This is a genomic window from Parabacteroides distasonis, assembly GCF_004793765.1.
In the GTDB taxonomy this organism is placed as follows: Bacteria; Bacteroidota; Bacteroidia; order Bacteroidales; family Tannerellaceae; genus Parabacteroides; species Parabacteroides distasonis_A.
Window position 1 is genome coordinate 13,806 of sequence record NZ_SRYM01000011.1, and the last position, 25,656, is coordinate 39,461.

Genomic DNA, 25,656 nt, shown 5'->3' on the forward strand with positions numbered 1-25,656 from the left:
CGCTAAAATCAAAACGATGCGAAAAGTTCATTTGATCTCCGTAACCGAACCTTTGGTTTTAGATCTAGCCCTAGCTCTTCGAGAAAAAGGATATGAGGTAAGCGCTTCCGGTTGTGATCTGACTGAAGAGATGATAGGAAGACTTCATAACGCAGGTTGTACCTGTTATGGGGATGGGTGGTTTCCGGAGAAATTAATAAAAGATATTCACTCGGTGGTTTTGGGTGCTAAAGTAAAGCAAGATAACCCGGAATTATTGCGTGCTAAGGAATTGGGGGTGTTAATCCAATCCATTCCGGAATTTATATTTCAACGGACTCGGTCGAAGACACGGGTTGTTGTAGCGGGCAGTCGTGGGAAGAAGACAATTATTTCCATGATGATCTGTGCGTTGCGCCGACAAAAGTTGGTGTTCGACTATGCGTTGACTAGCAAGGTGGACTCACTTCCGAACCGGATACATTTGAGCTATGAGGCACGTATCGCTTTGATCGAAGGGGATGAGCATATCACTTCTGCCTTGGACAAGCGTTTCCAATTGGAATTCTACCGTCCGCATATCGCCATCCTGACGAACCTGTCTTGGTCTACCAAAACGGATCATGCGACTCCGGAGGCCTATTTATCCACGTATCAATCCTTCTCTGTTTCTATCGAGCGGGAAGGAAAATTGATTTATTTTGGTGGTGATGATACGGTCAGCCAGCTGGCGGGAGAAGTCCGGAGCGATATCACCGCTATTCCTTTTGAGGAACATCCGGTCGTGGAGAAAAACGGACAGACTTTTCTGCATACTCGCTACGGAGACTATCCGATGCGGATACCCAATCGCTATTTCTTGATCAATCTAAATGCGGCACGTTTGGCCTGTCGGCAGTTAGGCGTTAAAGATGCGGATTTTTATCAAGCGTTATCGGAATATAGTTTATCTTTGCCGATATGATAATAGCTAGACAAAAAAGAAAAGAGAATATCGCTGAATATCTGCTTTATATGTGGCAGGTTGAGGAGTTGATCCGGGCGAATAAATTCGATATGGATTCGATCAACCGCACGGTGATCGCTCATTATGACCAGCCCGAGGAGGTGAAGAAGGAGATCGCTCAATGGTACGAGGAATTGATCGATATGATGCGTAGCGAGGGGGTGATGGAGAGAGGCCATATCCAGTTGAACAAGAATGTGATTATTACTTTGACCGATTTGCACCTCCATCTTCTAAAATCTCCAAAGGAAATGGTTTATAGCGCAGCTTATTATAAGACGCTTCCTTACATCGTACAGCTCCGGGCTAAATCGGGTGGAGAGGATCTGCCGGAGTTGGAAACTTGTTTCGCCGCCGTATATGGCTATCTGCTTTTGCGTATGCAAGGGAAAGAGGTGAGTGCGGAGACGTTAGAGGGTATTAAACAAATCAGTTCCTTCTTGGCGTTGCTCGCCGAGAAATATCGGGAAGATATGAAAGGGGAACTTAAACTAGAGGATTAATAATAGATATAGACATGAAGACAGTTTTGGTAACCGGAGCGAACGGTCAATTGGGAAGTTCTATCCACGCTCGTATCAGCCAGTATCCCGGCTATAATTTTCTTTTTACGGATATAGATACGTTGGATATTTGCGACAAGGAGGCCGTCCGGAAATATGTCTTGGAAAATGATGTTCAATATGTCATGAATTGCGCCGCTTATACGGCGGTGGATAAAGCGGAGGAGCATGAGGATTTGTGTATGCGCATCAACCGGGATGCGGTACGGAACTTAGGTGAGGCCGCTCATGCCGTGGGTGCGAAGGTGATTCATGTATCTACAGATTATGTGTTCGATGGAACGAGTTGCCGTCCTTATCTGGAAAGCGATGCGACTTGCCCTGTTTCCGTATATGGACGTACGAAACTGGCGGGAGAGCAGGTCTTGATGGAGGTGTGTCCGGATTCCGTGATTATCCGTACGGCTTGGTTGTATTCCGAGTATGGAAACAATTTTATGAAGACGGTATTGCGTTTGGGAAAGGAGCGGGATGAGTTGCGTTTCATATTCGACCAAGTGGGTACGCCTACTTATGCCGGAGATTTAGCGGTCGCTATGCTTACCGTGCTGGAACGTGCCGAGGCGGGTAAATTTATACCGGGTATCTATCATTTCTCGGACGAGGGGGTGTGTAGCTGGTATGATTTTACGGTAAAGATCTTGCAAATAGCAGGCCTGGATAACCGGGTGATTCCCATAGAGACCAAGGATTATCCGACACCAGCCAGCCGACCACATTATAGCGTGTTGAACAAAGGTAAGATAAAAAGTGCGTATGGACTGACGATTCCCCATTGGGAGACTAGCTTGACCTACTGCATGAATAACAAAGTGTAACTGATAACATATATAATAGAATGAGCCAGTATTCAGAAGAGATTGAAAGAAGAAGAACGTTTGCCATAATCAGCCACCCGGATGCCGGTAAGACTACGCTTACCGAGAAATTATTGTTATTTGGTGGCGCTATCCATGTAGCGGGAGCGGTGAAGTCTAATAAAATCAAGAAGACTGCCACGTCCGACTGGATGGAGATTGAGAAGCAACGCGGTATCTCCGTAGCTACCTCCGTAATGGCTTTTGATTATTCCGATCATAAGATTAATATCTTGGATACACCGGGCCACCAAGATTTCGCCGAGGATACGTTCCGTACCTTGACGGCGGTGGATAGCGTTATTATCGTAATCGATATCGCCAAGGGAGTAGAGGCGCAGACTCGTAAGTTGATGGAGGTTTGTCGTATGCGTAAGACTCCGGTGATCGTTTTTGTCAACAAGATGGACCGTGATGGTAAAGATCCTTTTGATTTGCTGGATGAGATAGAAGAAGAATTACAGATAAAGGTACGCCCATTGAGCTGGCCGATCGATATGGGACAACGTTTCCGGGGCGTATACAATATTTTCGAGCAGAAACTGAACCTATATACCCCGAGTAAGCAATATGTGACGGAGAATGTGGAATTCAAGGATATCACAAGTCCGGATCTCGAGACTTATATTGATCCTACGCAAGCTGCAAAGCTTCGTGAGGATGTAGAGTTGATAGAGGGGGTTTATCCCGAATTTGATGTAAATACGTATTTGGATGGGGATATCGCTCCAGTATTCTTTGGTTCCGCTCTGAATAACTTCGGCGTGAAAGAGCTATTGGATTGCTTTATTCGTATCGCTCCCTCGCCGCGTCCGATCCATGCGGTAGAGCGTGTGGTAGACCCGAATGAGGATAATTTCACCGGCTTCATTTTCAAGATCCATGCGAATATGGACCCGAACCATCGCAGTTGTATCGCTTTCGTAAAGATTTGCTCCGGTCGTTTTGAGCGTAACGCGAACTATAAGCATGTACGCTTCGGTAAGATGATGCGTTTCAGTAGCCCGACGGCTTTCATGGCTCAGAAGAAAGAAGTGGTGGATGAGGCGTTTGCGGGTGATATTATCGGTTTGCCGGATACCGGGAACTTTAAGATAGGGGATACGTTGACTTCCGGAGAGGAATTGCATTTCAAGGGATTGCCGAGCTTCTCGCCCGAGATGTTCAAATATATAGAGAACGCCGATCCGATGAAGGCAAAGCAATTGAACAAGGGTATCGAGCAATTGATGGACGAGGGTGTAGCCCAGTTGTTTACCAATCAGTTCAATGGCCGGAAGATTATCGGTACGGTGGGACAATTGCAGTTTGAGGTTATTCAATACCGCCTGTTGCATGAGTATGCCGCTCAATGTAAATGGGAGCCGATCAGCCTATACAAGGCTTGCTGGATCGAGAGTGATAACCAACAGGCATTGGAGAATTTCAAGAAACGTAAGGCGCAATATATGGCGTTGGATAAGGAAGGCCGTGATGTTTATTTAGCGGATTCCGGCTATGTATTGATGATGGCCCAACAGGATTTTCCGGATATTAAGTTCCATTTTACATCAGAGTTCTAATATGAAAAGTCGATTCTCCATCCTTTGCTTACTTGTTAATATCTTGTTGATAAGTTGTGAACAGGCTCCCCAATACTATGAGGTATCCGGAAGGCTTCATACGCCTTATCATATTAAGTTTGAGCATACTAAACCATTGGATAAGGAGATTGACGAGCAGTTGAAATATTTCTACCGGCTGTTTAATGCTTTTGATTCTACTTCGGTAATCAGTCAGGTAAACCAGAACCGTGACATACGGGTAGATACGCTCTTCCAAAAAGTCTTTAAGAAGGCACTTGAAGTGTCTGCTGAGACAAATGGGGCCTACGACGTGACTTGCGCCCCGTTGATCAACCTTTGGGGGTTTGGCTTCAGCCGGAAGGATAGCGTAACCCCTGCCTATATCGACAGTGTCCGTCAGTTTATCGGTTTTCAGAAAGTTCGTTTAGAAGAGGATCGCATCGTGAAGGACGATCCTCGCTTAATGATGAACTTTTCTTCTTTGGCGGATGGAACGGTTTGCGATATGATAGCTCAGATGCTGGAGAAGAAAGGGGTCCGTAATTATTTGGTGGAGTTTGGTGGCGAGATGCGTGTGAAAGGCGTGAATCCCTCGGGCGTGGATTGGCGCTTAGGGATCACGAAGCCTACGGATGACGCTGCCGGCATGAATCAAGAACTCGAGCAGATCGTTAGCTTCCCGAAACCATTAGGAATGGCTACATCAGGTAATTATCGTAATTTTTATATAAAGGATGGACGTAAATACGCCCATACGATCGATCCCCGTGAAGGTTGCCCTGTACAGCGGGATATCCTTAGCGCTACGATTGTCGCCCCGGATGCCATGACCGCTGATGCGTATGCTACCGCATTTATGGTCTTAGGTTCGGAGGAGGCTAAATCCTTATGCGCTAAAGTGCCCGGCCTTGACTATTTTATTATTTGTTCCGATTCGATAGGAGACGGGTATCATCCGGAATACTCTGAGGGCTTTCGTCAATATCTGGTGACTGCCGATAAGTAATCGATTTATTTATAAGCTGTTAAGATGTTGTTCTTAGAATAGGCATTGTAAGATCTTTATGATGCCCATTCTAAGGAGCTTATAATGCCCATCGTAAGCATGCTATAATGGGCATTGTAAGAAAGGTCTGTTTATAGGATGGATTTGATCTCTTCCAGCGAGCGGACTGTATAGGTTGGGATGAAGCCTACGGCAGGTAATCCTTCTGGATTCAACCATATCTGGTCGATCTTGGATTGGTAAGCCCCAATGATATCAGCTTCCCAGCTATCTCCGATCATTAAGCTCTCGGACCGGCGTGAGTTCGTGTTCTTTAAGGCGAAGTCGAAAATACCTTTGTGGGGCTTTTGTATATCAGCGTCCTCGGACAGGATCATCCGTTCGAAATAAGGAGCCAAGCCTGCGTTGCTAAGTTTCTTGAATTGTACCTCACGAAATCCATTTGATAAAATAAATAACCGATAGGAAGGGCGGAGATATTCCAGTAATTCAATGGCTCCGGGCACTAATCGGGTTTTGGTGGTCGTGCGTTGCAAGAAATCATTATTTACCGATAAGACGGTTTTCTTATCCTCTATTCCTAACGGACGAAGTACGTAGAGAAATCGATCCAAGATTAAGGTTTGCCGGTCTATTTCCCCCGAACGGTACTTGGCCCATAAGTCTAGATTATGAGGCATATAAATATCGAAGAAAGCCTCGAAGGAGGCATAATACCGATTAAAGTGGTAATCGGTATATAGCTCTTCAAGGCATTCTTTATTGTTATGGTACGTATCCCAAAGGGTATCGTCCAAATCGATAAATATACTTTTATAAATCATTATCCAACTTCGATCACTAAATACTTGCCTAGGCTCCAGAAAGCCTTCTCGTCATTTATTTTCAAGGTCAAGTTTCCGTCTTCATCCTCTACGAACTCATAAGATCCTTCCGGATGATTGGATTTTAGTTTAGCCTTGCTTGCGAACAAAGGAATTTCTTTTACCTCACGGATATCGATAGAGATGAAATAATCCTTGTTGAAACCGCTCTGCAATACTTTAGATTTAGAGAACAGGCCACCACCGGATAAGATCTTCTGTTCCTTCAATTCCTTGGAAGTACCGAAACAGTAGTAAGCCGTATGAAGGGCTTTATCTTGAGCGTTCAATTTCTCGGATTGAGCGGCTGCGGTAGTAGCCAGACTTTCCACATCCTCATTCAAGGAACTTACCATCTCGTCCAATTCTTGGATACGTACGTTCTTCTTCGCCAAATCCTCTTGCAAAGCGACAATCATCGTTGCCTTTTGATCCAGCTCGGAGGAAAGACGATCAATCGTCTTACGTAATGCGGCGGATTGTATACCGCTTTTCTTCAATTTCTCCTCCAACAGGCTGATTTGCTCCTTGTTCTTCTTCAAGGTTTCGCTGATCAATTGCATGTTCTGCTTGATTTGATCTCTGCGTGACAGATTTAGTTCCCCGCCGGTTTGTTGTTGGATTGTCAAATAATTCTCGGCATCACGTATAGATTGAAAATCAGATTCAATATCATTTAGAGTGGAGAGCATATCATTAAGCTCATCCGTGTTCTTCGTATTCTCAATACGTAGAGAATCGTTCTCTGCCTTTAGTTTCTTGTAATCCGCTGAATTTTGGCCACAAGAGGCCAGCATGGCTGTGCAGACACATACTAATAATACTTTCTTCATGTTCTTTTTGTTTGTTAAGTTAAACATCTTTTTCTGTCTCTTTGTCCTTTTTTTCTTTTAAGCCTGCTAATACAATAACAATCTCACCCCTTGGTTCGTTCACGGTAAAATGCTGAATTGCTTCTTCTAAGGAGCCTCGTACGGTTTCCTCGTGCAATTTGGAGATTTCTCGGGATACTGATACTTGGCGATCTGTACCGAAAAACTCGGCGAATTGCGTCAAGGTCTTGAGCAGACGGAAAGGTGATTCATAAAAAATAATAGTCCGGTATTCCAATGCCAATTCTTTTAGCCGGGTCTGTCTTCCTTTCTTTTGAGGAAGGAACCCCTCGAAGCAGAACTTCTCATTGGGTAATCCGGACGCTACCAAGGCGGGCACGAAAGCCGTAGCTCCGGGCAGGCACTCTACGTCTACCCCTTGGCGAACACATTCCCTCACCAACATGAATCCCGGATCAGAGATGGCCGGCGTACCGGCATCAGAAACAAGGGCGATATTCTCCCCTCCCTTGATACGGGCTGCGATTTGCTCCACCGTCTTATGTTCGTTGAACTTGTGGTGGGACTGCATCTTGTTCTGTATCTCGAAATGTTTCAGCAATATGCCGGTCGTACGGGTATCCTCCGCTAAAATAACATCAGCTTCTTTTAGCACACGGATTGCCCGGAATGTCATATCCTCCAAGTTTCCAACAGGAGTTGGGACTACAGTCAATTTTGCCATATCGTATAATTATGAGAAGCGTTTTTCCAATAGCTTGATGAAATCGGCTACGGAAGCGTCTTCTATATTCCAGTTCAACACCTTGTTCAGATAAGTGACCGACTCCTCGTACGAGCTAAGATCGTTCAGGTCTGCGATCGCCTTATTCATTTTCTCCTCATTTCCTCCGAATAATTCCCTTCTGAAGCGGAAACGATCATTTAAACTGAATGCCTTACGGAAATCAGAAAGATTCTTTTTCTCCAATATATCATTCAGTGAAATACTGGATTTATCCGCTAATATAGTTTTATGTGGAATCTCTATCTCTTTCAAGGGAATTGTCTCTTGTACGATCTTTTCTTCTGGGATCACTTTTTCGACAATTGGTTCTACTACGATAGGCTCCTCAACGACCGGTTCTTGTACCTGTACGACCTCGATCGTAGGGGATACTTCCGGAGCCGGTTGCACCTCCGGCATCTGTAAAGGTTTACTTACGGGAATAGAATCGATAAGTCGTTGATGTTCCTCCATTTGTTTACGCAAAGCCTCTAACTGAAGTCCCTCCAGCGTATGAAGCTCCTTCAATACCTTGTGGGTCAACTGGAAAGTCTGGTTGAAGAAAGAGGCGGGATAAATTTCCGCGTCCCTCATTCCGGCTACCAACTTCTCCAGCTCCCTGATATCGATCAATAGATAATCTATTTTTTCCTTGTTTGCCATTTCTATATGTTTTTCAGATGCTATAAATCATCCGGACATACGTATGTTTTGCAACAAAAATAAGTATTTCTTGGCAATGTTGCCAGTTCCGATCTTAAAATATTGTAAATCATTCGACGAACTCGTCCGGTAAATTCACCAGATATAGGTGATGGGTCGCCCGGGTAAAAGCCGTGTAGAGCCACCGATAGAAATCCTCACCAAGCATTTCTTTCGTGATATAACCGATATCGAGAAAGACATTCATCCATTGGCCTCCTTGGGCTTTATGGCAAGTTACCGCATAGGCATATTTTACTTGGACAACGTTATAATGAGGATCTACCTTCATCTTTTTCATTTTTCCCGCCTTGGTAGGAATATCCTCGTAATCTTCCAATATGGTGTAAAAGAGCTTGTCGTTTAGCTCCTTAGGGAGGGCGGGGGAGTCGGTCTGTAAAGTATCCAATAGGATTTTCAAATCGATTTCCAAATCATAATCTTGAAAACGAGCTGAGATGTCGGCAAAGTGGAAGCCATACATCTCCGTGACACGGCGTACCCGTATGACTTGAATGATCTCTCCGTTCGCTATAAAGTCCATCTCCTTGCAATGCGCTGTCCAATAATAATTGTTCTTGGCTACCATTAAACGATCACCGGACGATAGTTCTTCTTCCCTGTATAGGATACGGTTACGTATGCCGTTATTATAAATCGTGGCTCGTTTATTCGAGCGGGAGATAATCATTGTCTCTTCCATACCATCACGGCTATAGGCGGAAGATATTTCCTCAATTAGCTCATCTCCATTGACTTTTGTAAAGTCGGAGAAACCTTTTAATTGTAATTTCGGAAAGATCTCGACCGTGTGGTTTCGTAATGCGTCTCGTAGCCGGGTAGCGTTGAACAGGATTCCCGAGTCCTCGCTTTGGCGTACGACTTGGGTTAACTCTATCTCCCAAACCTGTAGGTTGTAACCTCGTAATATCTCAGGATTCAAGGCGGGACTCTCCGTTTGCATTACCGGAGGAAGCTGTGCGACATCTCCCATTAGGATAAGACGGCAGTTTTCCCCGGAATAAACATATTGGATTAAATCGTCTAGCAAGCGTCCGGAACCAAAAACAAATGAATCCAACCCCTCGTTGGCGATCATAGAAGCCTCGTCGACGATAAAGAGTGTATCTTTATGTAGATTATCTGCCGGCATGAAGCCCGTCGGTTCATTGGAAAACGTCCGTTGGCGATATATTTTTTTATGAATTGTATACGCTTTTTGACCAGCGTAGCCCGAGAAAACTTTGGCTGCCCGTCCGGTTGGAGCCAATAAAAATGCTTTTTGCTTTAGTTCGTTAAGCGTTTTCACCAAAGCCCCGACCAAAGAGGTTTTTCCGGTTCCAGCGTAGCCTTTCATCAGCAGAAGGCTGTCTGGTTGCTCAGACAAGAGAAATTCGGTAAGCGTATGAAGCGCTAAAAACTGATCATCCGTCGGTTTATAGGGGAAATTTCGTTCGATTTGCTGGCTTATGTAACTATTTATCATTTTGATTGCAATAATTTTCGCTATAAAGGTAGTGTATTAAATATTCTTTTTTAAATTTGCCGAACGAAATAAATTCAAAAAACAATACAAACCATGAAAGTTACATTAAAGATTTTATTAGCTGCCGCAGTTGTACTGCTAGGTTACATGTGCTACAAGAGCATCACTGGTCCGATAGAGTATGATGATGAGAAAGAGTTGCGTGATAATGCGATAAAAACTCGTTTGATCGAAATCCGTAAGGCTCAGATTGAGTATAAGAACATTCATAAGACGCATGCCGGTAGTTTTGACGATTTGGAGAAGTTCCTGAACACTGAGAATCTACCGTTCTTGATCAAGGAAGGTGTATTGACGGATGAGCAGTTGGAGAAAGGTATGACAGAGGCAGAGGCCGTTAAGAAAGGTTTAATCAGACGTGATACTATGTGGGTATTGGCGAAAGATACTTTGTTGGGTAAGAATTATGATGTAGCGGCTATGCGTTATGTACCGGGTGTTCCGGGTGAAAAGATTACTTTCAAGATGGATACGGCTACGTTGAAATCCGGTTCTGGTTATGAGATCAAAGTGTTCGCTTGTGAGGTTCCTTACAAAGAATATTTGCGTGACATGGATCCTCAGTTGACTTATAACTTGATCGACAAGGCTGAGAAACAAGGTAAATTCCCTGGAATGCGTGTAGGTTCTTTGGAAGAGATTAACAATAACGCAGGTAACTGGGAATAATCAGTGCTCATATGACTATCAGAATTCCTGATACGTTAACTACTGATAATTCGGAAAAGTATATAGTGTCCATCCGGCTTCGGTCGGGTGGACTTTCTTTTTCCGGGTATGATCCCTCGCTTGGAGGAAGTTTCTTTTATCGGGAGACAGAATTCGATCGGGCGGTCTCTTTCATTTCTTCCCTTAAGGAGTTTTTCTTTGCCCATGAGTTTCTTACGTGGACTTATAAACGGGTTAACGTGATCTGTGCGTTTCCGGAATATAGCTTGGTCCCTGATAATTATTGGGGGCACGGTGAGGAAAGACGCTTATTGGATTTCAACTTCTCTACGTCGGAATTGTATTGCTTAACCGATACTTTGAAGGAACAACAGGCTAAGTTGGTGTTTGGGGTGGACGAGGAGGTTTACGAGTTTTGCTCCCGTTCTCTTTTGCATCCTTTTTTCTCCCACTGCATGACTTATCCGCTAATACTATGGACAAGGGAGAGTCGTGCTAGCTTGTCTCGGCAAATGTATGTTGTGGTAGAACGAAAGCGGATGGATGTGGTGTGCTGCGCTCAAGGAAAACTCTTATTTGTGAACTCTTACCCGATCGATCAATCGGACGATATAGTATACTATATATTATATGTATGGAAACAGGCGGGATTAGACCAAGAAATGGATCAGTTGCATTTTGTGGGGGAATCTTTCTTGCGAATGCGGGTTTTGGAGCGATTGCGAGCCTATTTACGCCATGTTAAGCCGGTGGAAATCCCTTCGGAAGCCTATTTGTTGGGAACGGATGTAGCGAAAGCCCCTATGGATTTAATATCTTTATTAATATGCGAATAATAAGCGGTATATACGGTCGTCGGCGTTTTGACGTGCCCTCTTCGTTTAGCGCACGTCCTACGACGGATTTTGCGAAAGAGAATATTTTTAACGTAGTAAATAATTTGGTGGATCTGGAAGGTATGGATGCGTTGGATCTTTTTGCCGGAACCGGAAGTATCTCTTTTGAGTTGATCTCACGAGGATGCCGGAATGTAACCGCCATAGAGAAAAATAACGCGCATGCCTCTTTTATTGCCAAAGTAGCGAAAGAACTGAAGACGGATGCGTTGACTCTGATTCGTGGGGATGTTTTCCGTTATTTGAATTCAGCCCCTAAGCAAAGTTTCGATTTTATCTTTGCCGATCCTCCGTATGCCTTGCCGGAGTTGCCGGAGATACCTGCCTTGGTTTTCGAGCGCGATTTACTAAGGGATGGAGGGATATTCATCATGGAGCATCCGAAGACCAATGATTTCTCTTCTTTGCCTTATTTCTACCAGCATCGGGTGTATGGTTCCGTGAACTTTAGCATCTTCCTTAAAGAAGAGGAGAAAACAGACGCATAAATGATTCCGCCATGCGTTGTTTGAGCGGGCGCTTTAACCAGCGGGAAGGGATCAGGCGCTCGCAGTGATGCATGTCGTGTGTAAAGATGCGTTTCATTTGCAGGGCGAATTCCTTTTGATATACGAAGGCGTTAATCTCGAAGTTGTGCTCAAAGCTACGGAAGTCCATATTGGCGGACCCGATGCTTGTCAATGCGTCATCGGACACGACTAGCTTGGAATGCAGGAAGCCCGGTTTGTAGAGGTATACTTTTACGCCGGCCTTTACCATCTCGTCGATAAAGGAATGACTGGCCATATTCGCTGAGCGTGTATCGGAACGCTTAGGCAGCATCAAGCGAACATCCACTCCCCCCAAGGCAGCGGTTTGCAACGCTTGGTTCAATCCCTCGGTAGGCAGGAAATAAGGGGTTTGTATAAAGATATATTTCTTGGCGTTGGCGATCAAGAAAATAGTTGCTTGCAACAAGGTTCTCCATTGACCTACCGGACCGCTTGTGGCGATTTGCATAATATTATCGCTATAGATTTGGGCAGCCGGATAGTAAATCCGATCGTTCAAGAGTTTTTTACTAACCACGTACCAATCGATGAGGAATACGGATTGAAGTCCGTGCACTCCTTTCCCTTCGAATTTGAAATGCGTATCCCTCCATGTGCCCCAAGAGGTTCCCTTATCGTATCGGTCGGCTATATTCATGCCTCCCATAAACCCGACTTTACCGTCTATCACGATAATCTTGCGGTGGTTCCGGTAATTCACCTTGCTGGTGAAAACGGGGAACGCTACCTTCAAAAACGCATATACCTCGATACCTGCTTCCTTCATTTCCTTAAAGAAGCTGTCTTTTACATTCCAACAACCCACATCATCATAAAGTACACGTACCTCCACGCCTTCTTTTACCTTCTTGATAAGGAGTTGTTGCACCTGTTTCCCTATCTCGTCATCACAGAATATATAATATTGTATATGGATATGGTGGATCGCTTTCCGGATCTCTTCCAGCAAGTCTTTGAACTTATCGTTTCCATTCGTATAAATCGTGATTTGTGTTCCGTATAGGAGGGAGGATTGGTTGGTGTTGGTCAACAAGGTCGATAAAGGTTTATAGGGGGCCGGAACTACGCAGGCGTCTTGAGGTAATTTACCTTCTTGCGGCCTTTTCATGATCCGTTTATAGGTACGCCTCGATATGATTCGTTGTTTCCGGTTATCTTGTCCAAAGAAGAAGTAGAAAAGCAGTCCGATGCCGGGTGCTAATAATAAGACGATCACCCAAGGGATTGTCTTTAGCGGGTTCCTGTTCTCTGTAATGATAACCAATACCAGCCCTAATATAGTGACGCTATACAATATGATAAATATTGTACCAACGATTAACTGTATATGAATGGCTGTTAACATGGAACTTTCTCTCTTCGCTATAATCGGCTAAGATAAGAATGCTTTCCGAGAATAGCAAATATCCATAATCTTTTAGTGCCATGTAGGCCATCGGGGATGAGGTAAGTAAGTCTTGTCCGCTCTTTTTCCCTTATTCCCCGATGAAATTCTTGCGTATAAGCTCGGCGGATTTGTATTCCTCTTCCAGATACGTCTCGATATGCCGTTTTTTCTTATCCTCTAATATCTCGTTAATAGCGATTAGGATACCCGTTTCCTCCACCTCTCCAAACTCATGGTTGATAGCGGTGCCGAATACACGCATCTTAGGCGACAGGCTCATGTAAGCGTTTATCAAAGGAGGTACGTTTATACCGAATTTACGGACTTCTTGGTTCAGTATCTTATAGTTATCCTTGAAATTATCGTGAGGGAAAAGAGATTTCATCTTCTCTACATCCATATTAGTCTCCAAAGGATATATCGGAGTGATCAGTTGATCCGCGTCCGGGAAATGCAAACTGAGGAAGTACAGGATCATATTACGGGCTTCTTGGTTGTACGTATTGTACATGGTCACCTTCCCGAAATAATACCGTAAGCTCGGATCAACGACGGATAAGGCTCCCAATCCGTCCCACAGGTTATCCAGCACGAACAAACCTTTCGCCCCGGAACGGGTGGATTGATATTCCAGGGCCACGAACGATCGTCCCAACTCTACCGTATAAGGAAGGATCTCCTTGATAAATTTCTCCGAGAAATTAAACAAGTGCGAGGTCGCCAAGATCGGTTTACCATTCTCGTCGAACTTAACGTCCGATCCGCAAAGGAAACGGTATCCACCCAAGATCTGCTCATCTTCCGGACTCCAGACAATTAGTTGGCGGTAAGCGTCTTCCATCGTGTCATACTCATCGATATCCACCGGAAATCCCGTGCCACCCCCATAGTAACGGAAAGCGACTTCCCGCAGACGCCCTATCTCTTGCATGACATTGGGTGAGTCGTGCGCCGTGACGATATAAATCTCATTCTTTGATTTATTGGTACTTCTCAACCTCTTTTCTTTGGTCAATTCAGCCTTCAGTAGTGCCCTATCTATGGGATTGATAATGTCTTGCATATGTTTCGTCTGTTAATCCTTGAGTTTGTAAACCTTGTTTTTCATCCACTCGGCCCATTCGACGGGTTTCTTGCTATTGTCGAATGTCTGCCAAGGGATAGGCTTCCCGAAGTAAATCCGGAAGGTCTTATGTTTGCTCCGGAACATCTCGTCCGGTAAATAAATCATCTCGTAATTCATCTTTATACCCAACGCCTTGCGTATCCGGGCGAGGTTATAGAAGAAATTGGAGTTCCGCCCGTCAAAATAGACAGGCACGATATCCCGTTTATATTCCACCGCTTTCTGTATAAAGGACTTCTTCCATTCCGGGTCTTGTATCTTTCCCTCGATCTTGCGGGAACACAGACCTGCAGGGAACGTGATGATCTGGTCGTCCGAGGCGAAAGCCTTCTCCAGCATCCGTGCGTTGTCCTTTCCTTGGGCACCGTGTTTGTTGATCGGTACAAAGATGGATTTTAGATTGGAGAGATAAAGCAATAAATCATTGACCGGATACTTAATACGGCCTTCGAACCGGGAACCGATAACGGCGGAGAGACAGATACCGTCCAATCCTCCGAGCGGATGGTTGGAGGCGAAGATATAGCGCCCTTCGGCCGGGATGTTTTCCTCATGTACCAGATCAAGGGTAAGATCAAAATAGCCGATAAGCTCACGCATGAAATCCACCCCTTCTTTATCGTGATAACGGGTCAGTATATCATTCAGCTCCTCTTGGTGAACCGTGCGAATCAAGTAGTCCACGATAAATCCCGGGATCTTGCGTGACGCCTTGGGCGCCTTTTGTGCCAATACTTGCTTAATATCTATCTTTGTCACACCTTGTTTTGCCATCTATGTAAGCTTGTCGGGGGACAAAGATAAAGTTAATAATTAAAATGAGAGAGGTTTGAGCGAAGTTTTTGCTTTTTCACCAGCTGTCTTAGTCATTTCCCCTTGGTCTTTTAGCCGCTTCCATTAAGGAGGTTAGCCGCCGGGTGATTAATCAATGATTATCTAACGGCTGTTGGACGATCATGCAACAGCTGTTGGAAGATCATCTACCAGCTGTTGCATGATCGTCCAACAGCCGTTAGAAGATGAAAGAGAAAGGAAGAATAGGCTAGCGGATACCGATGAAAAGCATAAGATATAAGGGCGAAAAGACGAAGGGTTAACGACCTGTTGATAACTTTTTCCTACTTTTCTTATATAAATGTTGGCGGGTAATTTGGGAAATGTGTACTTTTACCCACTGATAAGGCATGTGCGTGCGTATCAAAGGAGTACGGCGCTTGATTTTAAGAGGAAGTTTAACGTAAGAACGACGAATGGAAGAAAAAGATAGTTGCTATCATGTACCGGTAATGCTGCGGGAAAGTCTGGAGGGATTGGATATCCGTCCCGCCGGGATTTACGTGGATGTTACGTTTGGCGGTGGAGGACATTCCCGCGAGATCTTGAAACGGTTGGGTAGCGAGGGCGAACTTTACGGCTTTGACCAAGATGCGGACGCCGAGCATAATGTTCCGGCAGACCCACGATTCACTTTCGTGCGCAGTAATTTCCGTTATTTGTATAATTTTATGCGTTACTACGGAGAAAGCGGGGAGGTGGACGGTCTGCTGGCGGATTTAGGTGTCTCTTCCCATCATTTCGACGATAAGGATCGCGGTTTCTCTTTCCGTTTCGACGGAGCGTTGGATATGCGGATGAATACGCGTGCCGGGCAGACCGCCGCCGATATCGTGAATAATTATACGGAGGAGGCGCTGGCCGACGTGTTTTATCTATATGGCGAGCTAAAGGTGTCGCGGAAATTAGCCTCTGTGCTGGTGAAAGCCCGTGAGACAAGGAGGATAGAGACGATCGGTGACTTCTTGGAGGTGATCAAGCCGTTTACGGGGAAGGATAAGGAGAAGAAATTCTTGGCGCAAGTCTTTCAGGCGCTTCGTATCGAGGTGAACGATGAGATGAGGGCGCTGAAAGAGATGCTGCGGAGTACCTTGCGGGTGTTGAGGCCGGGAGGACGATTGGTGGTTATCACGTATCACTCCTTGGAAGACCGTCTGGTAAAGAACTTTTTGAAGACCGGAAACTTCGAGGGGAAATGCGAGCAGGATTTCTTCGGGAACGTGCGATCGCCTTTCCGCTTGGTCAATAATAAGGTGATCGTCCCGACAGACGAGGAGGTAGAACGGAATCCCCGTTCCCGTAGTGCCAAATTGAGAATCGCGGAGAAGGTATAAGGAGAAATGGATATGGAAGAAAACGGACAACGTAAGAAAACGAGGAAGAAAGAGAAACGTCTTTCGTTCTGGTATATACTCGGCGGCGGTGTGCTAAAAGAGGATTTTATCTTGAGGCATACGCGCATGATCGTGTTACTTGTCGTGTTGGCGTTTTTCTTTATCGGTAACCGGTATACTTGTATGCAAAAGCTGCGTGAGATCGACCGGTTGCAACAGCAATTGAGGGATGTGCGTTTCGAGGCGTTGTCGATCTCATCCGAGTTGACCGGCAATAGCCGTCAGTCGCAAATCGAGTTGCTGATCGAGGAACAAGGTATTGATCTGGAGGGTGCGAAAACCCCTCCTTATGAGTTATATAAGTGAGATAAGGTGTAAATGGGTATGTCTGAAGAAAACGAACCGAAAGAAATAGAGCCTAAAGGTAGCCGGATTTTATTCTGTTACTTCGTAGTCGTGCTGTTGCTGGGGCTTGTGGCCGTAGGAATCCTGTTCCGCGCCTTTGATACAGCCTTCGTGGAGAGGGATAAATGGATGAAGGTAGCCGAGAGCCAGAAACGACCAAACCGTTTGGTGCTGCCCGGACGGGGCAATATCTATTCGTCGGACGGTAAGTTGATGGCAACCAGCGTGCCTCGTTATTATATGTATATCGACTTTAAGGCGGATGCGTATATTCCGGCTAAGGATGCCAAGTATAATTGGCTGGATACGTTCAAGACGTCCAAGAAGGACGGGGTGGACTCGTTGGCGTTTTATCTTTCCCGTAAATTGAAGGATCGTACGCCTGCGGGCTATAAGGCTTATCTGCTGAAAGGGCTGAGCGGTAAGAGCCGCCAGTTCCCGATTTACGCGGGGAAGGTCTCGTATTCGGACTTGAAGGAGATCCGTAAATTCCCGTTCCTTCGTCTGGGACGTTATAAGAGCGGTTTTTATACGAAGGAGATGGTACAGCGCCAGAAACCTTTCGGGACCTTGGCGTCTCGTACGATCGGTGATATCTACGGGGAGATCGAGGAGGGTGGAACTACAAAGGGGAAGAATGGATTGGAGTTGCAATACGATTCGCTCCTGCGGGGGCAGGCCGGGTTGAGTTCCGTTCGTCGTGTCGGTGGAGGCTGGACGAACGTGATCGAGGTAGATCCGGTGGATGGCATGGATATCCGTACCACGATCGATATTGATATACAGGATATAACCGAGAAATCGTTGGTCGATAAATTGAAGGCGATCGATGCCGAGTCCGGTACGGCTGTCGTGATGGAGGTCGAGACCGGAGAGATCAAGGCGATCACGAATATGGGGCGTATCCGTGAAGGCGTATATGGCGAGACGAAGAACCATGCCGTGGCAGACGAGATCGAGCCGGGTTCTACTTTCAAGGTGGCCTCTATCATGGTGGCCTTGGAGGATGGTTTATGCAATCCGGGGGATACGGTCGATGTCGGCAATGGTATATATATGTATAAGGGAGCCCGTATGACGGACCATAATATGAATAAAGGTGGATACGGCCGGATCTCGGTGGAGCAGGCGATTTGGTATTCCTCCAATATCGGTGTGGCCAAGACGATCCTGAAAGGTTATTCGGATAACCCGACGAAGTTCGTGGAGGGACTGTACCGTATCGGTATGAACGCGGATCTTCGTCTGGAGATACCGGGGGCGGGACATGCCATGATACGCCGTCCGGATGATACGACCCGTTATTGGTCCAAGACCACCTTGCCTTGGATGTCGTTCGGTTACGAGACACAGGTACCGCCGATCAATACGTTGGCGTTCTTTAACGCGATTGCGAACGACGGGAAGATGGTTCGTCCGATGTTTACGAAAGAGATCTTACATAACGGCAAGACCGTGCAAAGTTTTTCCCCGGAGGTGATCAACTCTTCGATCTGCTCGGATCATACGCTGGCGTTGATAAAAGATATGTTGCTGGGAGTCGTGGAGAAAGGAACCGGTAAGGCGGTTCATTCGGATATTGTCCGGATCGCCGGAAAGACCGGTACGGCGCAGATCGCTACGGGCGGTGTCTACCGCACGAGCGGGCACCAAGTTTCTTTCTGTGGTTATTTCCCGGCCGATCATCCGAAGTATTCTTGTATCGTGGTGATCCGCCGTCCTCGTATCGGTTATCCTTCGGGTGGTACGATGTCGGGAGGCGTGGTGCGTGCGATTGCCGAGAAGATATATGCCAGCCATATGTCGTTCGATGTCCGGGATATGGAACGGGATTCGACGGCCGTGATGATACCTCGTGTGAAAGGAGGCGACCTGAGGGCGGTAGAGGAAGTACTGGATGAATTGGATATTAAGGTGGATACGAACAGTTTGGAGACAAAATGGGTCGTAGCTTCTGCCGAGCAAGAAGAGAATAAAGTGAAATTGAGGGATCTGACGATTCGGGAAGGACTGGTTCCCCGGGTAGTCGGTATGGGGGCTAAAGATGCGGTTTTCTTGTTGGAACAAGCCGGTCTGCGTGTCTCCTTGTCGGGGGTCGGACGGGTCGCTTCGCAGAGTATTCAGCCCGGGCAGCGAGTGTCTAAGGGGCAGACCGTATTATTAACATTGAAATAGGTATGGAATTAAGGGATTTAATCGGTGCGTTGGATGCTCCCGAGTTGATGGGGGCGGATAATGTGGATATCACGAATATTCAATCAGACTCTCGTCGGGTGACGAAGGGGGCTTTGTTTGTCGCTGTGAGAGGTACGGCCGTGGATGGCCATGCTTATATGGACAGCGCTATAGAGAAGGGGGCTGTCGCTATCGTATGCGAGGAGGTCCCGTCCTATTTGGAGGGGAGATGCTCGTTTATCGTGGTGAAGGATTCGGCGGAGGCGTTGGGTCTTTTGGTTTCCCGCTGGTATGGTGATCCTTCCCGGAAATTGGTGTTGGTAGGCGTGACGGGTACGAACGGGAAGACTACGATCGCTACCTTATTATATGAGATGTTCCGGAAGATGGGACATAAGGTGGGATTGCTTTCCACGGTATGTAATTATATAGATGGCGAGGCGGTACCGACGGATCATACGACACCGGACCCGCTTACGCTTCATTCCTTGATGGCCCGGATGGTAGAGGCCGGATGTGAGTATGCTTTTATGGAGGTTAGTTCTCATTCGATCGATCAGCGGCGTATTAGCGGCTTGTCTTTCGACGGGGGGATTTTCACGAACCTGACCCGCGATCATTTGGATTACCATAAGACCGTGGAGAATTACTTGAAAGCGAAGAAGAAATTCTTCGATGATCTGCCTGCCGGGACTTTCGCCTTGACGAATGCCGATGATAAATCCGGCTTGGTGATGTTGCAGAATACGAAGGCGAAGAAGCTGGCCTATTCCTTGCGTACCTTGGTCGATTTCAAAGGAAAGATATTGGAATCCCATTTCGAGGGTACCGACTTGATTATTAACGGTCGGGAGCTCATGGTGCATTTTGTGGGGCGTTTCAACGCTTATAACTTGCTGGCTGTGTATGGCGCTGCGGTTTCTTTGGGAAAAGATCCCGAGGAGGTGTTGATCGTGCTGAGTACGCTTCGCTCTGTATCCGGTCGCTTCGAGACGATTCAGTCTCCGCTCGGTTATACGGCGATCGTGGATTACGCTCACACGCCGGATGCCTTGACGAATGTACTGAATGGTATTCATGAGGTATTGGACGGGAAAGGACGTATCATTACCGTCGTGGGTGCCGGGGGAAACCGGGACAAGGGGAAGCGTCCGTTGATGGCGAAAGAGGCTGCCAAGCTGAGCGATCAGGTAATCCTTACCTCCGATAACCCACGCTTTGAGGAACCGGATGATATTATTAAGGACATGGTAGCCGGATTGACGAAAATGGATATGGAACGTACTTTATGTATCACGGACCGTACGCAAGCGATCAAGACTGCTACGATGTTGGCGAAGAAAGGGGATGTGATCCTTGTTGCCGGAAAAGGCCACGAAGACTATCAGGAGATCAAGGGAGTGAAACATCACTTTGACGATCGTGAGAAGTTACGCGAGATTTTTTCGACACAACAATCATAATATTTAAGACGACATGCTTTATTATCTTTTTAGTTATTTGGATCAGTTGGATTTCCCGGGAGCGGGTATGTTTAAGTATGTATCTTTCCGCTCGGGTTTGGCCTTGATCTTGTCCTTGTTCATCTCTACGGCGATCGGCCGGCGTATCATCGATAAGTTGCAAATGTTGCAGATCGGGGAGACGGTGAGAAATCTTGGATTGGAGGGGCAGATGAGTAAGAAGGGAACGCCGACGATGGGAGGTATTATCATTATTATCGCTATATTGATCCCTACTTTACTGTGTGCCAAGTTGAATAATATCTATGTGATATTGATGTTGGTGACTACGGTTTGGCTGGGTGCCTTGGGATTCGCGGATGATTATATCAAGGTGTTCAGGAAGAACAAGGAGGGTATGCACGGACGTTTCAAGATCGTCGGGCAAGTAGGACTGGGCCTGATCGTTGGCTTGGTATTGTTCATGAGTCCGGACGTGGTGATCAAGGAGAATATGGAGGTGCGCCATGATAACGTGATCGAGGAGGTACGTTATCATACGATGGAGACCAAGTCCACAAAGACTACTATCCCGTTCTTGAAAAACAATAATTTCGATTATGCGAACTTGGTAAACTGGGCGGGCGATTATAAGGAGGAGGCCGCGTGGCTGGTGTTCGTGCTGATGGTGATCTTTGTGGTGACCGCCGTGTCGAACGGAGCCAATATGACGGATGGCTTGGATGGCTTGGCAGCCGGAACATCGGCTATCATCGGGGTGGCACTCGGTATTTTGGCCTATATGTCATCCCACTTTGAGTTCGCCTCGTTCTTGAATATCATGTTTATACCCGGTGCGGAGGAATTGGTGGTTTATGCCGCTGCCTTTATCGGTGCCACGGTTGGTTTCTTATGGTACAACTCGTATCCGGCCCAAGTATTTATGGGAGATACGGGTAGCTTGACCTTGGGAGGCATTATCGCCGTTTTCGCGATCATCATCCGTAAGGAGTTGTTGATACCGATCCTCTGCGGTATTTTCTTGGTGGAGAATATATCGGTCATGTTGCAAGTGGCCTACTTTAAATATACGAAGAAGAAGTATGGGGAAGGTCGCCGTATCTTCAAGATGGCCCCTTTGCACCATCATTTCCAGAAGCCGGGAAACGCGGGTATACAGGCGTTGATCCAAAAGCCGTTCAATGTCGTGCCTGAATCGAAGATCGTGGTTCGCTTCTGGTTGATCGGTATTATTTTGGCTGTTATGACGATAGTTACGTTAAAGATGAGATAAAAGATGAGTAAGAGAATGGTTATATTAGGGGCTGGGGAGAGCGGTGCGGGAGCCGCTGTCTTGGCGAAGGCGAAAGGATTCGACGTGTTCGTGTCCGATAAATCCTCTATCAAACCTAAGTATAAGGAGATGCTGGACAACCACGGGATTCGTTGGGAAGAGGGACAGCATACCGAAGCCGACATCTTGAGTGCCGACGAAATTGTCAAAAGCCCGGGTATTCCCGACAAGGCCCCTGTCATACAGTTATTGAAGAAGCAAGGTACGCCGATCATTTCTGAGATCGAGTTTGCCGGAAGGTATACGGATTCGAAGATGGTTTGCATCACGGGTAGCAACGGCAAGACGACAACGACGATGCTTACGTATCATATACTGAAAGAAGCGGGCGTGGACGTGGGTTTAGCCGGAAATGTGGGAAACAGCTTGGCACTTCAGGTTGCGGAAGATCCTCATGCGGTCTACGTCATCGAGTTGAGCAGTTTCCAATTGGATAACATGTACGACTTTAAAGCGGATATCGCTATTATATTGAATATAACACCGGATCATTTGGACCGTTATAACTATGAGATGCAGAATTATGTAGATGCTAAATTCCGCATCTTACAAAATCAGACGAAGGATGATGCCTTCATTTTCTGGAACGATGACCCGATCATAGCCCGTGAGATCGCTAAACGGCATCCTAAGGCTACTCTTTACCCATTCGCCGGGACGTATGAGAACGGCGTGAAGGGATATACGGAAAATAATCAAGTAGTTATTGAAACGGCAAACGGAACATTTACGATGGAACAAGACCTATTGGCATTGACTGGTACGCATAACCTGTATAACTCTTTGGCTTCGGGGATAGCGTCCAAGATCGTGGACATTCATGATGAGAAAATACGTGCCTCACTCAGTGATTTCACGGGTGTCGAGCACCGTTTGGAGAAGGTGCTTCGCGTACGTGGTGTTGATTATATCAATGACTCGAAAGCTACGAACGTAAACTCTTGTTGGTATGCCTTGCAAAGCATGACGACTCCGGTCGTTTTGATCTTAGGGGGCACGGATAAAGGGAATGATTATTCGGAGATCGAGGAATTAGTGAATAAAAAGGTGCATTCATTGATTTTCATGGGTGTGGATAATACGAAACTACATGCTTTCTTCGACGGGAAAGTGGCGAATATAGAAGACGCCCGCTCGATGGAAGAGGCTGTGGCGAAAGCTTATAAGATGGCTCATAAGGGAGATACGGTATTGCTCTCTCCTTGTTGCGCCAGTTTCGACCTGTTCAAGAGCTATGAGGATCGGGGCGATCAGTTCAAGCGCTGCGTGAGGGAATTGTAGCCCGCAGCCCTCCTCCGAGGCCTGCCGCGGATGTCTGAGGAGGTCTGCCGCGGATGTCGGAAAGGCTTTCGGGGAAGGATAAAAACGATGTTGTGTAAAGAAAATAAACGAGATGGATTTAGCGAGTAAACTGTTTAAGGGCGACCGGGTGATATGGATCATCTTCATGTTCCTGTGTCTGGTCTCTGCGGTAGAGGTGTTTAGCGCGACCAGTACGCTGGCTTATAAGAATGTCAACCATTGGGGGCCGATAGCCCGCCATGCGTCATTCTTGCTTGCCGGCTTCGTGGTCGTACTGGTCTTGCATAATGTCCCTTGCCGTCTTTTTGCCGCGGGGATCATTGTCTTGCCAATATCCATTGGCATGTTGCTGGTGACACCTTTCATAGGAATTAGTGCGAATGATGCGCATCGCTGGTTGTCTATCTTGGGTTTTCAGGTACAACCCTCGGAGTTTGCAAAGCTGGGGTGCATTATCTTTGTTGCGTTTATGCTGAGCCGACGAGGGAAGTTTACGGAAAATCAGATTTATTGGTGGATATTAGGAGGGGTGAGCTTGACGTGTGCCTTGATCCTGCCGGAGAATTTCTCTACGGCATTTATGCTGTTTGGGGTTTGTTTCCTGATGATGTTTGTCGGGCAAATCTCCTTGCTGAGATTGGCCAAGCTGGCGGGCATATTGACGTTGTTACTGGGGGTGTTTATCGCTTCTTGGTTTGTGATTCCCAATAAGGTATGGGCGAAATTACCGGTTTTAGACCGGGTGGTGACGTGGAAGAATCGTCTTGTCATCAAATCGAATGAAGACACGTTCGACGCAAAGGAGCTATTTAACGACGATAATTATCAAGTTACCCATGCTAAAATAGCGATTGCGCGGGGCGGCTTGTCGCCTCAGCTGCCAGGACATGGGCAACAACGGGATTTCTTGCCGCAGGCTTACTCTGATTTTATCTATGCGATTATCATCGAGGAGTTGGGCCTTGTTGGTGGAGTCGGGGTCTTGCTGCTCTATATTTGGCTGTTGGTGCGTGTGGGGATGATAGCCCGTAAATGTGACAGGCTTTTTCCCAAGTACTTAGTGTTAGGGTGCGGGTTGCTGCTTGTGGTGCAGGCGCTGGCGAATATGGCGGTAGCCGTTAATCTGATCCCAGTCACGGGGCAACCTATGCCTCTGGTAAGCCGCGGTGGAACCTCTACGGTTATCTCTTGTGTGTATTTTGGGATGATCTTGAGTGTAAGTCGCTTTGGAGCCAATATGGGAAATGAGGAAGATGAGTTGCCTGAGGATGAGACCGCTGCTTCCGCCCCCCCTGCCTTAACGGAGGAGGAGATAACGAATTGGGTACAGGACGCTTCGTTGGAAGCGGTAGAAGAATCGGAGGGATCAAGAAAAGAATTGAAACATGGAGAAATATAGAATTATAATAAGCGGCGGTGGTACGGGAGGCCATATCTTCCCGGCCATATCTATCGCTAATACTTTCAAGAAACGTTTTCCGGATGCGGAAATCTTATTTGTGGGAGCGGAAGATCGCATGGAAATGGATAAGGTTCCGGCAGCCGGTTATAAAATCGTAGGTTTACCGGTGAGCGGGTTTGATCGTGCCCACTTGATGAATAACGTGAAGGTCATGGCTCGCTTAGCGAAAAGCTTGCGCTTGGCGAGGAAGACGATCCGTGAGTTCAAGCCGGATATCGCGGTCGGCGTGGGCGGTTATGCCAGTGGACCGACTTTATGGATGGCGGCTTCGCAAGGTGTTCCTGCGTTGATACAGGAACAAAACTCATATGCCGGTGTGACCAATAAGTTGTTGGCGAAGAAAGCAAGCAAGATTTGTGTCGCTTACGAGGGCATGGAGAAGTTCTTTCCGACAGATAAGATTGTGATTACGGGAAATCCTGTACGACAGGATTTGGAAGAGGCACTGAGTAAGAAAGAGGAGGCACTGGCGTTCTTTGGGCTTTCTCCGGAGAAAAAGACGATCCTTGTGGTGGGTGGTAGCCTTGGTGCACGGACGATCAACCGGAGCATCCAAGGGGATCTGGATAAGTTCTTCGCCTCGGATGTGCAGGTTATTTGGCAAACCGGTCGGTATTATTACAACGACGCTTCCAAGCATTTGAAGGCGTATCGGGGATTGCCGGTTTGGTGCTCGGACTTTATTACCCGTATGGATTATGCTTATTCAGCGGCCGATTTGGTGATATCTCGTGCGGGGGCTAGTTCTATCTCGGAACTTTGCTTATTAGGAAAACCGGTGGTTTTGGTGCCTTCGCCGAATGTGGCGGAAGATCATCAGACCAAGAATGCCTTGGCCTTGGTCAATAAGGATGCCGCCGTTATGATCGCCGATAAAGATGCGGAGAAGGATTTGGTGCCTACCGCTTTGAAGATTATTCATGACGATGAACGTTTGCGTACGTTGAGCCGTAATATCGAGACCTTGGCGCAACGCCATAGCGCGGACCGGATCGTGGATGAGATTGTTAAGATTATAGATAAGAAATAAGGA

General features: G+C 46.6%; 24 protein-coding genes. 16 read left to right on the forward strand and 8 right to left on the reverse strand.

Annotated elements, in window-relative coordinates:
* Nucleotides 1–16 precede the first annotated feature (16 nt).
* Genes E5342_RS05630 through E5342_RS05650 form a run of 5 tightly spaced genes read left to right on the forward strand, consistent with a single transcriptional unit; the run spans nt 17 to nt 4,976 of the window.
* Nucleotides 17–943: a Mur ligase domain-containing protein gene (locus E5342_RS05630; protein ID WP_135959001.1), complete on the forward strand. Its 927-nt coding sequence runs from the start codon at nt 17–19 to the stop codon at nt 941–943.
* Nucleotides 940–1,488: a DUF4924 family protein gene (locus E5342_RS05635; protein ID WP_135959002.1), complete on the forward strand. Its 549-nt coding sequence runs from the start codon at nt 940–942 to the stop codon at nt 1,486–1,488. The genes E5342_RS05630 and E5342_RS05635 overlap by 4 nt, the downstream gene beginning before the upstream one ends.
* Nucleotides 1,489–1,502: 14 nt before the next feature.
* Nucleotides 1,503–2,366, forward strand: coding sequence for a dTDP-4-dehydrorhamnose reductase (gene rfbD / locus E5342_RS05640; RefSeq protein WP_135959003.1), 864 nt, complete (start codon nt 1,503–1,505; stop codon nt 2,364–2,366).
* A gap of 20 nt (nt 2,367–2,386) precedes the next feature.
* Entirely contained in the window at nt 2,387–3,967 is a 1,581-nt protein-coding gene (locus E5342_RS05645; protein WP_121736677.1) for a peptide chain release factor 3, read from the forward strand.
* Between the two features lies 1 nt (nt 3,968).
* Complete coding sequence (locus E5342_RS05650) at nt 3,969–4,976, forward strand: FAD:protein FMN transferase (RefSeq protein ID WP_121736678.1); 1,008 nt, start codon at nt 3,969–3,971, stop codon at nt 4,974–4,976.
* A gap of 131 nt (nt 4,977–5,107) precedes the next feature.
* Here E5342_RS05650 and E5342_RS05655 read toward each other — a convergent pair whose 3' ends face one another.
* The 5 genes from E5342_RS05655 to E5342_RS05675 form a co-directional block, all read right to left on the reverse strand.
* Nucleotides 5,108–5,800 carry a YjjG family noncanonical pyrimidine nucleotidase gene (locus tag E5342_RS05655; RefSeq protein WP_121736679.1) on the reverse strand — a complete coding sequence of 231 codons (693 nt, stop codon included), beginning with the start codon at nt 5,798–5,800 and terminating at the stop codon, nt 5,108–5,110.
* Nucleotides 5,800–6,672, reverse strand: a complete 873-nt coding sequence (locus tag E5342_RS05660) for a hypothetical protein (RefSeq protein WP_121736709.1) — start codon at nt 6,670–6,672, stop codon at nt 5,800–5,802. The genes E5342_RS05655 and E5342_RS05660 overlap by 1 nt, the downstream gene beginning before the upstream one ends.
* Before the next feature lie 19 nt (nt 6,673–6,691).
* Nucleotides 6,692–7,396, reverse strand: a complete 705-nt coding sequence (rsmI, locus tag E5342_RS05665) for a 16S rRNA (cytidine(1402)-2'-O)-methyltransferase (RefSeq protein ID WP_121736680.1) — start codon at nt 7,394–7,396, stop codon at nt 6,692–6,694.
* A gap of 9 nt (nt 7,397–7,405) precedes the next feature.
* Nucleotides 7,406–8,101: a hypothetical protein gene (locus E5342_RS05670; protein ID WP_135959004.1), complete on the reverse strand. Its 696-nt coding sequence runs from the start codon at nt 8,099–8,101 to the stop codon at nt 7,406–7,408.
* Nucleotides 8,102–8,210: 109 nt separating this feature from the next.
* The gene (locus tag E5342_RS05675) at nt 8,211–9,626 is read right to left on the reverse strand and encodes an ATP-dependent DNA helicase (RefSeq protein ID WP_121736682.1); all 1,416 of its coding nucleotides are present in this window, start codon (nt 9,624–9,626) and stop codon (nt 8,211–8,213) included.
* Between the two features lie 93 nt (nt 9,627–9,719).
* On the opposite strand from E5342_RS05675, the gene E5342_RS05680 reads away from it, so the two are divergent.
* From E5342_RS05680 to E5342_RS05690, 3 genes are read left to right on the forward strand one after another with little or no spacing between them, the layout of a single operon-like run.
* Nucleotides 9,720–10,355, forward strand: a complete 636-nt coding sequence (locus tag E5342_RS05680) for a hypothetical protein (RefSeq protein WP_121736683.1) — start codon at nt 9,720–9,722, stop codon at nt 10,353–10,355.
* 11 nt (nt 10,356–10,366) lie between these two features.
* Complete coding sequence (locus E5342_RS05685; protein ID WP_121736684.1) at nt 10,367–11,191, forward strand: DUF3822 family protein; 825 nt, start codon at nt 10,367–10,369, stop codon at nt 11,189–11,191.
* Nucleotides 11,182–11,739: an RsmD family RNA methyltransferase gene (locus tag E5342_RS05690; RefSeq protein WP_121736685.1), complete on the forward strand. Its 558-nt coding sequence runs from the start codon at nt 11,182–11,184 to the stop codon at nt 11,737–11,739. Before E5342_RS05685 ends, E5342_RS05690 begins: the two co-directional genes overlap by 10 nt.
* Here E5342_RS05690 and cls read toward each other — a convergent pair.
* The 3 genes from cls to E5342_RS05705 form a co-directional block, all read right to left on the reverse strand.
* Nucleotides 11,711–13,147, reverse strand: coding sequence for a cardiolipin synthase (gene cls / locus E5342_RS05695; RefSeq protein ID WP_121736686.1), 1,437 nt, complete (start codon nt 13,145–13,147; stop codon nt 11,711–11,713). The two genes, E5342_RS05690 and cls, sit on opposite strands and share 29 nt — an antisense overlap.
* A 130-nt stretch (nt 13,148–13,277) precedes the next feature.
* Entirely contained in the window at nt 13,278–14,252 is a 975-nt protein-coding gene (locus E5342_RS05700) for a GNAT family N-acetyltransferase (RefSeq protein WP_121736687.1), read from the reverse strand.
* A gap of 12 nt (nt 14,253–14,264) precedes the next feature.
* Nucleotides 14,265–15,089 carry a 1-acyl-sn-glycerol-3-phosphate acyltransferase gene (locus tag E5342_RS05705; RefSeq protein WP_121736688.1) on the reverse strand — a complete coding sequence of 275 codons (825 nt, stop codon included), beginning with the start codon at nt 15,087–15,089 and terminating at the stop codon, nt 14,265–14,267.
* A 476-nt stretch (nt 15,090–15,565) separates the two neighbouring features.
* On the opposite strand from E5342_RS05705, the gene rsmH reads away from it, so the two are divergent.
* The 8 genes from rsmH (at nt 15,566) to murG (ending at nt 25,653) form a co-directional block, all read left to right on the forward strand.
* The gene (gene rsmH, locus E5342_RS05710; RefSeq protein WP_121736689.1) at nt 15,566–16,483 is read left to right on the forward strand and encodes a 16S rRNA (cytosine(1402)-N(4))-methyltransferase RsmH; all 918 of its coding nucleotides are present in this window, start codon (nt 15,566–15,568) and stop codon (nt 16,481–16,483) included.
* A 12-nt stretch (nt 16,484–16,495) separates the two neighbouring features.
* On the forward strand, nt 16,496–16,849 hold the full coding sequence (locus E5342_RS05715; RefSeq protein ID WP_121736710.1) for an FtsL-like putative cell division protein: 354 nt from the start codon (nt 16,496–16,498) through the stop codon (nt 16,847–16,849).
* Nucleotides 16,850–16,867: 18 nt separating this feature from the next.
* On the forward strand, nt 16,868–19,063 hold the full coding sequence (locus tag E5342_RS05720) for a penicillin-binding protein (protein WP_135959005.1): 2,196 nt from the start codon (nt 16,868–16,870) through the stop codon (nt 19,061–19,063).
* A gap of 2 nt (nt 19,064–19,065) precedes the next feature.
* Nucleotides 19,066–20,526, forward strand: coding sequence for a UDP-N-acetylmuramoyl-L-alanyl-D-glutamate--2,6-diaminopimelate ligase (locus E5342_RS05725; protein WP_121736690.1), 1,461 nt, complete (start codon nt 19,066–19,068; stop codon nt 20,524–20,526).
* A gap of 13 nt (nt 20,527–20,539) precedes the next feature.
* Nucleotides 20,540–21,799 carry a phospho-N-acetylmuramoyl-pentapeptide-transferase gene (mraY, locus tag E5342_RS05730; protein ID WP_121736691.1) on the forward strand — a complete coding sequence of 420 codons (1,260 nt, stop codon included), beginning with the start codon at nt 20,540–20,542 and terminating at the stop codon, nt 21,797–21,799.
* Between the two features lie 3 nt (nt 21,800–21,802).
* Nucleotides 21,803–23,140 (forward strand): UDP-N-acetylmuramoyl-L-alanine--D-glutamate ligase, encoded by a 1,338-nt coding sequence (gene murD / locus E5342_RS05735; RefSeq protein ID WP_121736692.1) that lies wholly within the window; start codon nt 21,803–21,805, stop codon nt 23,138–23,140.
* A gap of 112 nt (nt 23,141–23,252) precedes the next feature.
* Entirely contained in the window at nt 23,253–24,560 is a 1,308-nt protein-coding gene (locus E5342_RS05740; RefSeq protein WP_135959006.1) for an FtsW/RodA/SpoVE family cell cycle protein, read from the forward strand.
* Nucleotides 24,547–25,653, forward strand: a complete 1,107-nt coding sequence (murG, locus tag E5342_RS05745) for an undecaprenyldiphospho-muramoylpentapeptide beta-N-acetylglucosaminyltransferase (protein WP_121736694.1) — start codon at nt 24,547–24,549, stop codon at nt 25,651–25,653. The genes E5342_RS05740 and murG overlap by 14 nt, the downstream gene beginning before the upstream one ends.
* The last annotated feature ends 3 nt before the right edge of the window (nt 25,654–25,656 follow it).

Bases quoted from the DNA above. Each gene is read 5' to 3' on its own strand.
- E5342_RS05630 (WP_135959001.1), top strand. From the start codon at position 17: ATGCGAAAAGTTCATTTGATCTCCGTAACCGAACCTTTGGTTTTAGAT.
- E5342_RS05635 (WP_135959002.1), top strand. From the start codon at position 940: ATGATAATAGCTAGACAAAAAAGAAAAGAGAATATCGCTGAATATCTG.
- rfbD (WP_135959003.1), top strand. From the start codon at position 1,503: ATGAAGACAGTTTTGGTAACCGGAGCGAACGGTCAATTGGGAAGTTCT.
- E5342_RS05645 (WP_121736677.1), top strand. From the start codon at position 2,387: ATGAGCCAGTATTCAGAAGAGATTGAAAGAAGAAGAACGTTTGCCATA.
- E5342_RS05650 (WP_121736678.1), top strand. From the start codon at position 3,969: ATGAAAAGTCGATTCTCCATCCTTTGCTTACTTGTTAATATCTTGTTG.
- E5342_RS05655 (WP_121736679.1), bottom strand. From the start codon at position 5,800: ATGATTTATAAAAGTATATTTATCGATTTGGACGATACCCTTTGGGAT.
- E5342_RS05660 (WP_121736709.1), bottom strand. From the start codon at position 6,672: ATGAAGAAAGTATTATTAGTATGTGTCTGCACAGCCATGCTGGCCTCT.
- rsmI (WP_121736680.1), bottom strand. From the start codon at position 7,396: ATGGCAAAATTGACTGTAGTCCCAACTCCTGTTGGAAACTTGGAGGAT.
- E5342_RS05670 (WP_135959004.1), bottom strand. From the start codon at position 8,101: ATGGCAAACAAGGAAAAAATAGATTATCTATTGATCGATATCAGGGAG.
- E5342_RS05675 (WP_121736682.1), bottom strand. From the start codon at position 9,626: ATGATAAATAGTTACATAAGCCAGCAAATCGAACGAAATTTCCCCTAT.
- E5342_RS05680 (WP_121736683.1), top strand. From the start codon at position 9,720: ATGAAAGTTACATTAAAGATTTTATTAGCTGCCGCAGTTGTACTGCTA.
- E5342_RS05685 (WP_121736684.1), top strand. From the start codon at position 10,367: ATGACTATCAGAATTCCTGATACGTTAACTACTGATAATTCGGAAAAG.
- E5342_RS05690 (WP_121736685.1), top strand. From the start codon at position 11,182: ATGCGAATAATAAGCGGTATATACGGTCGTCGGCGTTTTGACGTGCCC.
- cls (WP_121736686.1), bottom strand. From the start codon at position 13,147: ATGTTAACAGCCATTCATATACAGTTAATCGTTGGTACAATATTTATC.
- E5342_RS05700 (WP_121736687.1), bottom strand. From the start codon at position 14,252: ATGCAAGACATTATCAATCCCATAGATAGGGCACTACTGAAGGCTGAA.
- E5342_RS05705 (WP_121736688.1), bottom strand. From the start codon at position 15,089: ATGGCAAAACAAGGTGTGACAAAGATAGATATTAAGCAAGTATTGGCA.
- rsmH (WP_121736689.1), top strand. From the start codon at position 15,566: ATGGAAGAAAAAGATAGTTGCTATCATGTACCGGTAATGCTGCGGGAA.
- E5342_RS05715 (WP_121736710.1), top strand. From the start codon at position 16,496: ATGGAAGAAAACGGACAACGTAAGAAAACGAGGAAGAAAGAGAAACGT.
- E5342_RS05720 (WP_135959005.1), top strand. From the start codon at position 16,868: ATGTCTGAAGAAAACGAACCGAAAGAAATAGAGCCTAAAGGTAGCCGG.
- E5342_RS05725 (WP_121736690.1), top strand. From the start codon at position 19,066: ATGGAATTAAGGGATTTAATCGGTGCGTTGGATGCTCCCGAGTTGATG.
- mraY (WP_121736691.1), top strand. From the start codon at position 20,540: ATGCTTTATTATCTTTTTAGTTATTTGGATCAGTTGGATTTCCCGGGA.
- murD (WP_121736692.1), top strand. From the start codon at position 21,803: ATGAGTAAGAGAATGGTTATATTAGGGGCTGGGGAGAGCGGTGCGGGA.
- E5342_RS05740 (WP_135959006.1), top strand. From the start codon at position 23,253: ATGGATTTAGCGAGTAAACTGTTTAAGGGCGACCGGGTGATATGGATC.
- murG (WP_121736694.1), top strand. From the start codon at position 24,547: ATGGAGAAATATAGAATTATAATAAGCGGCGGTGGTACGGGAGGCCAT.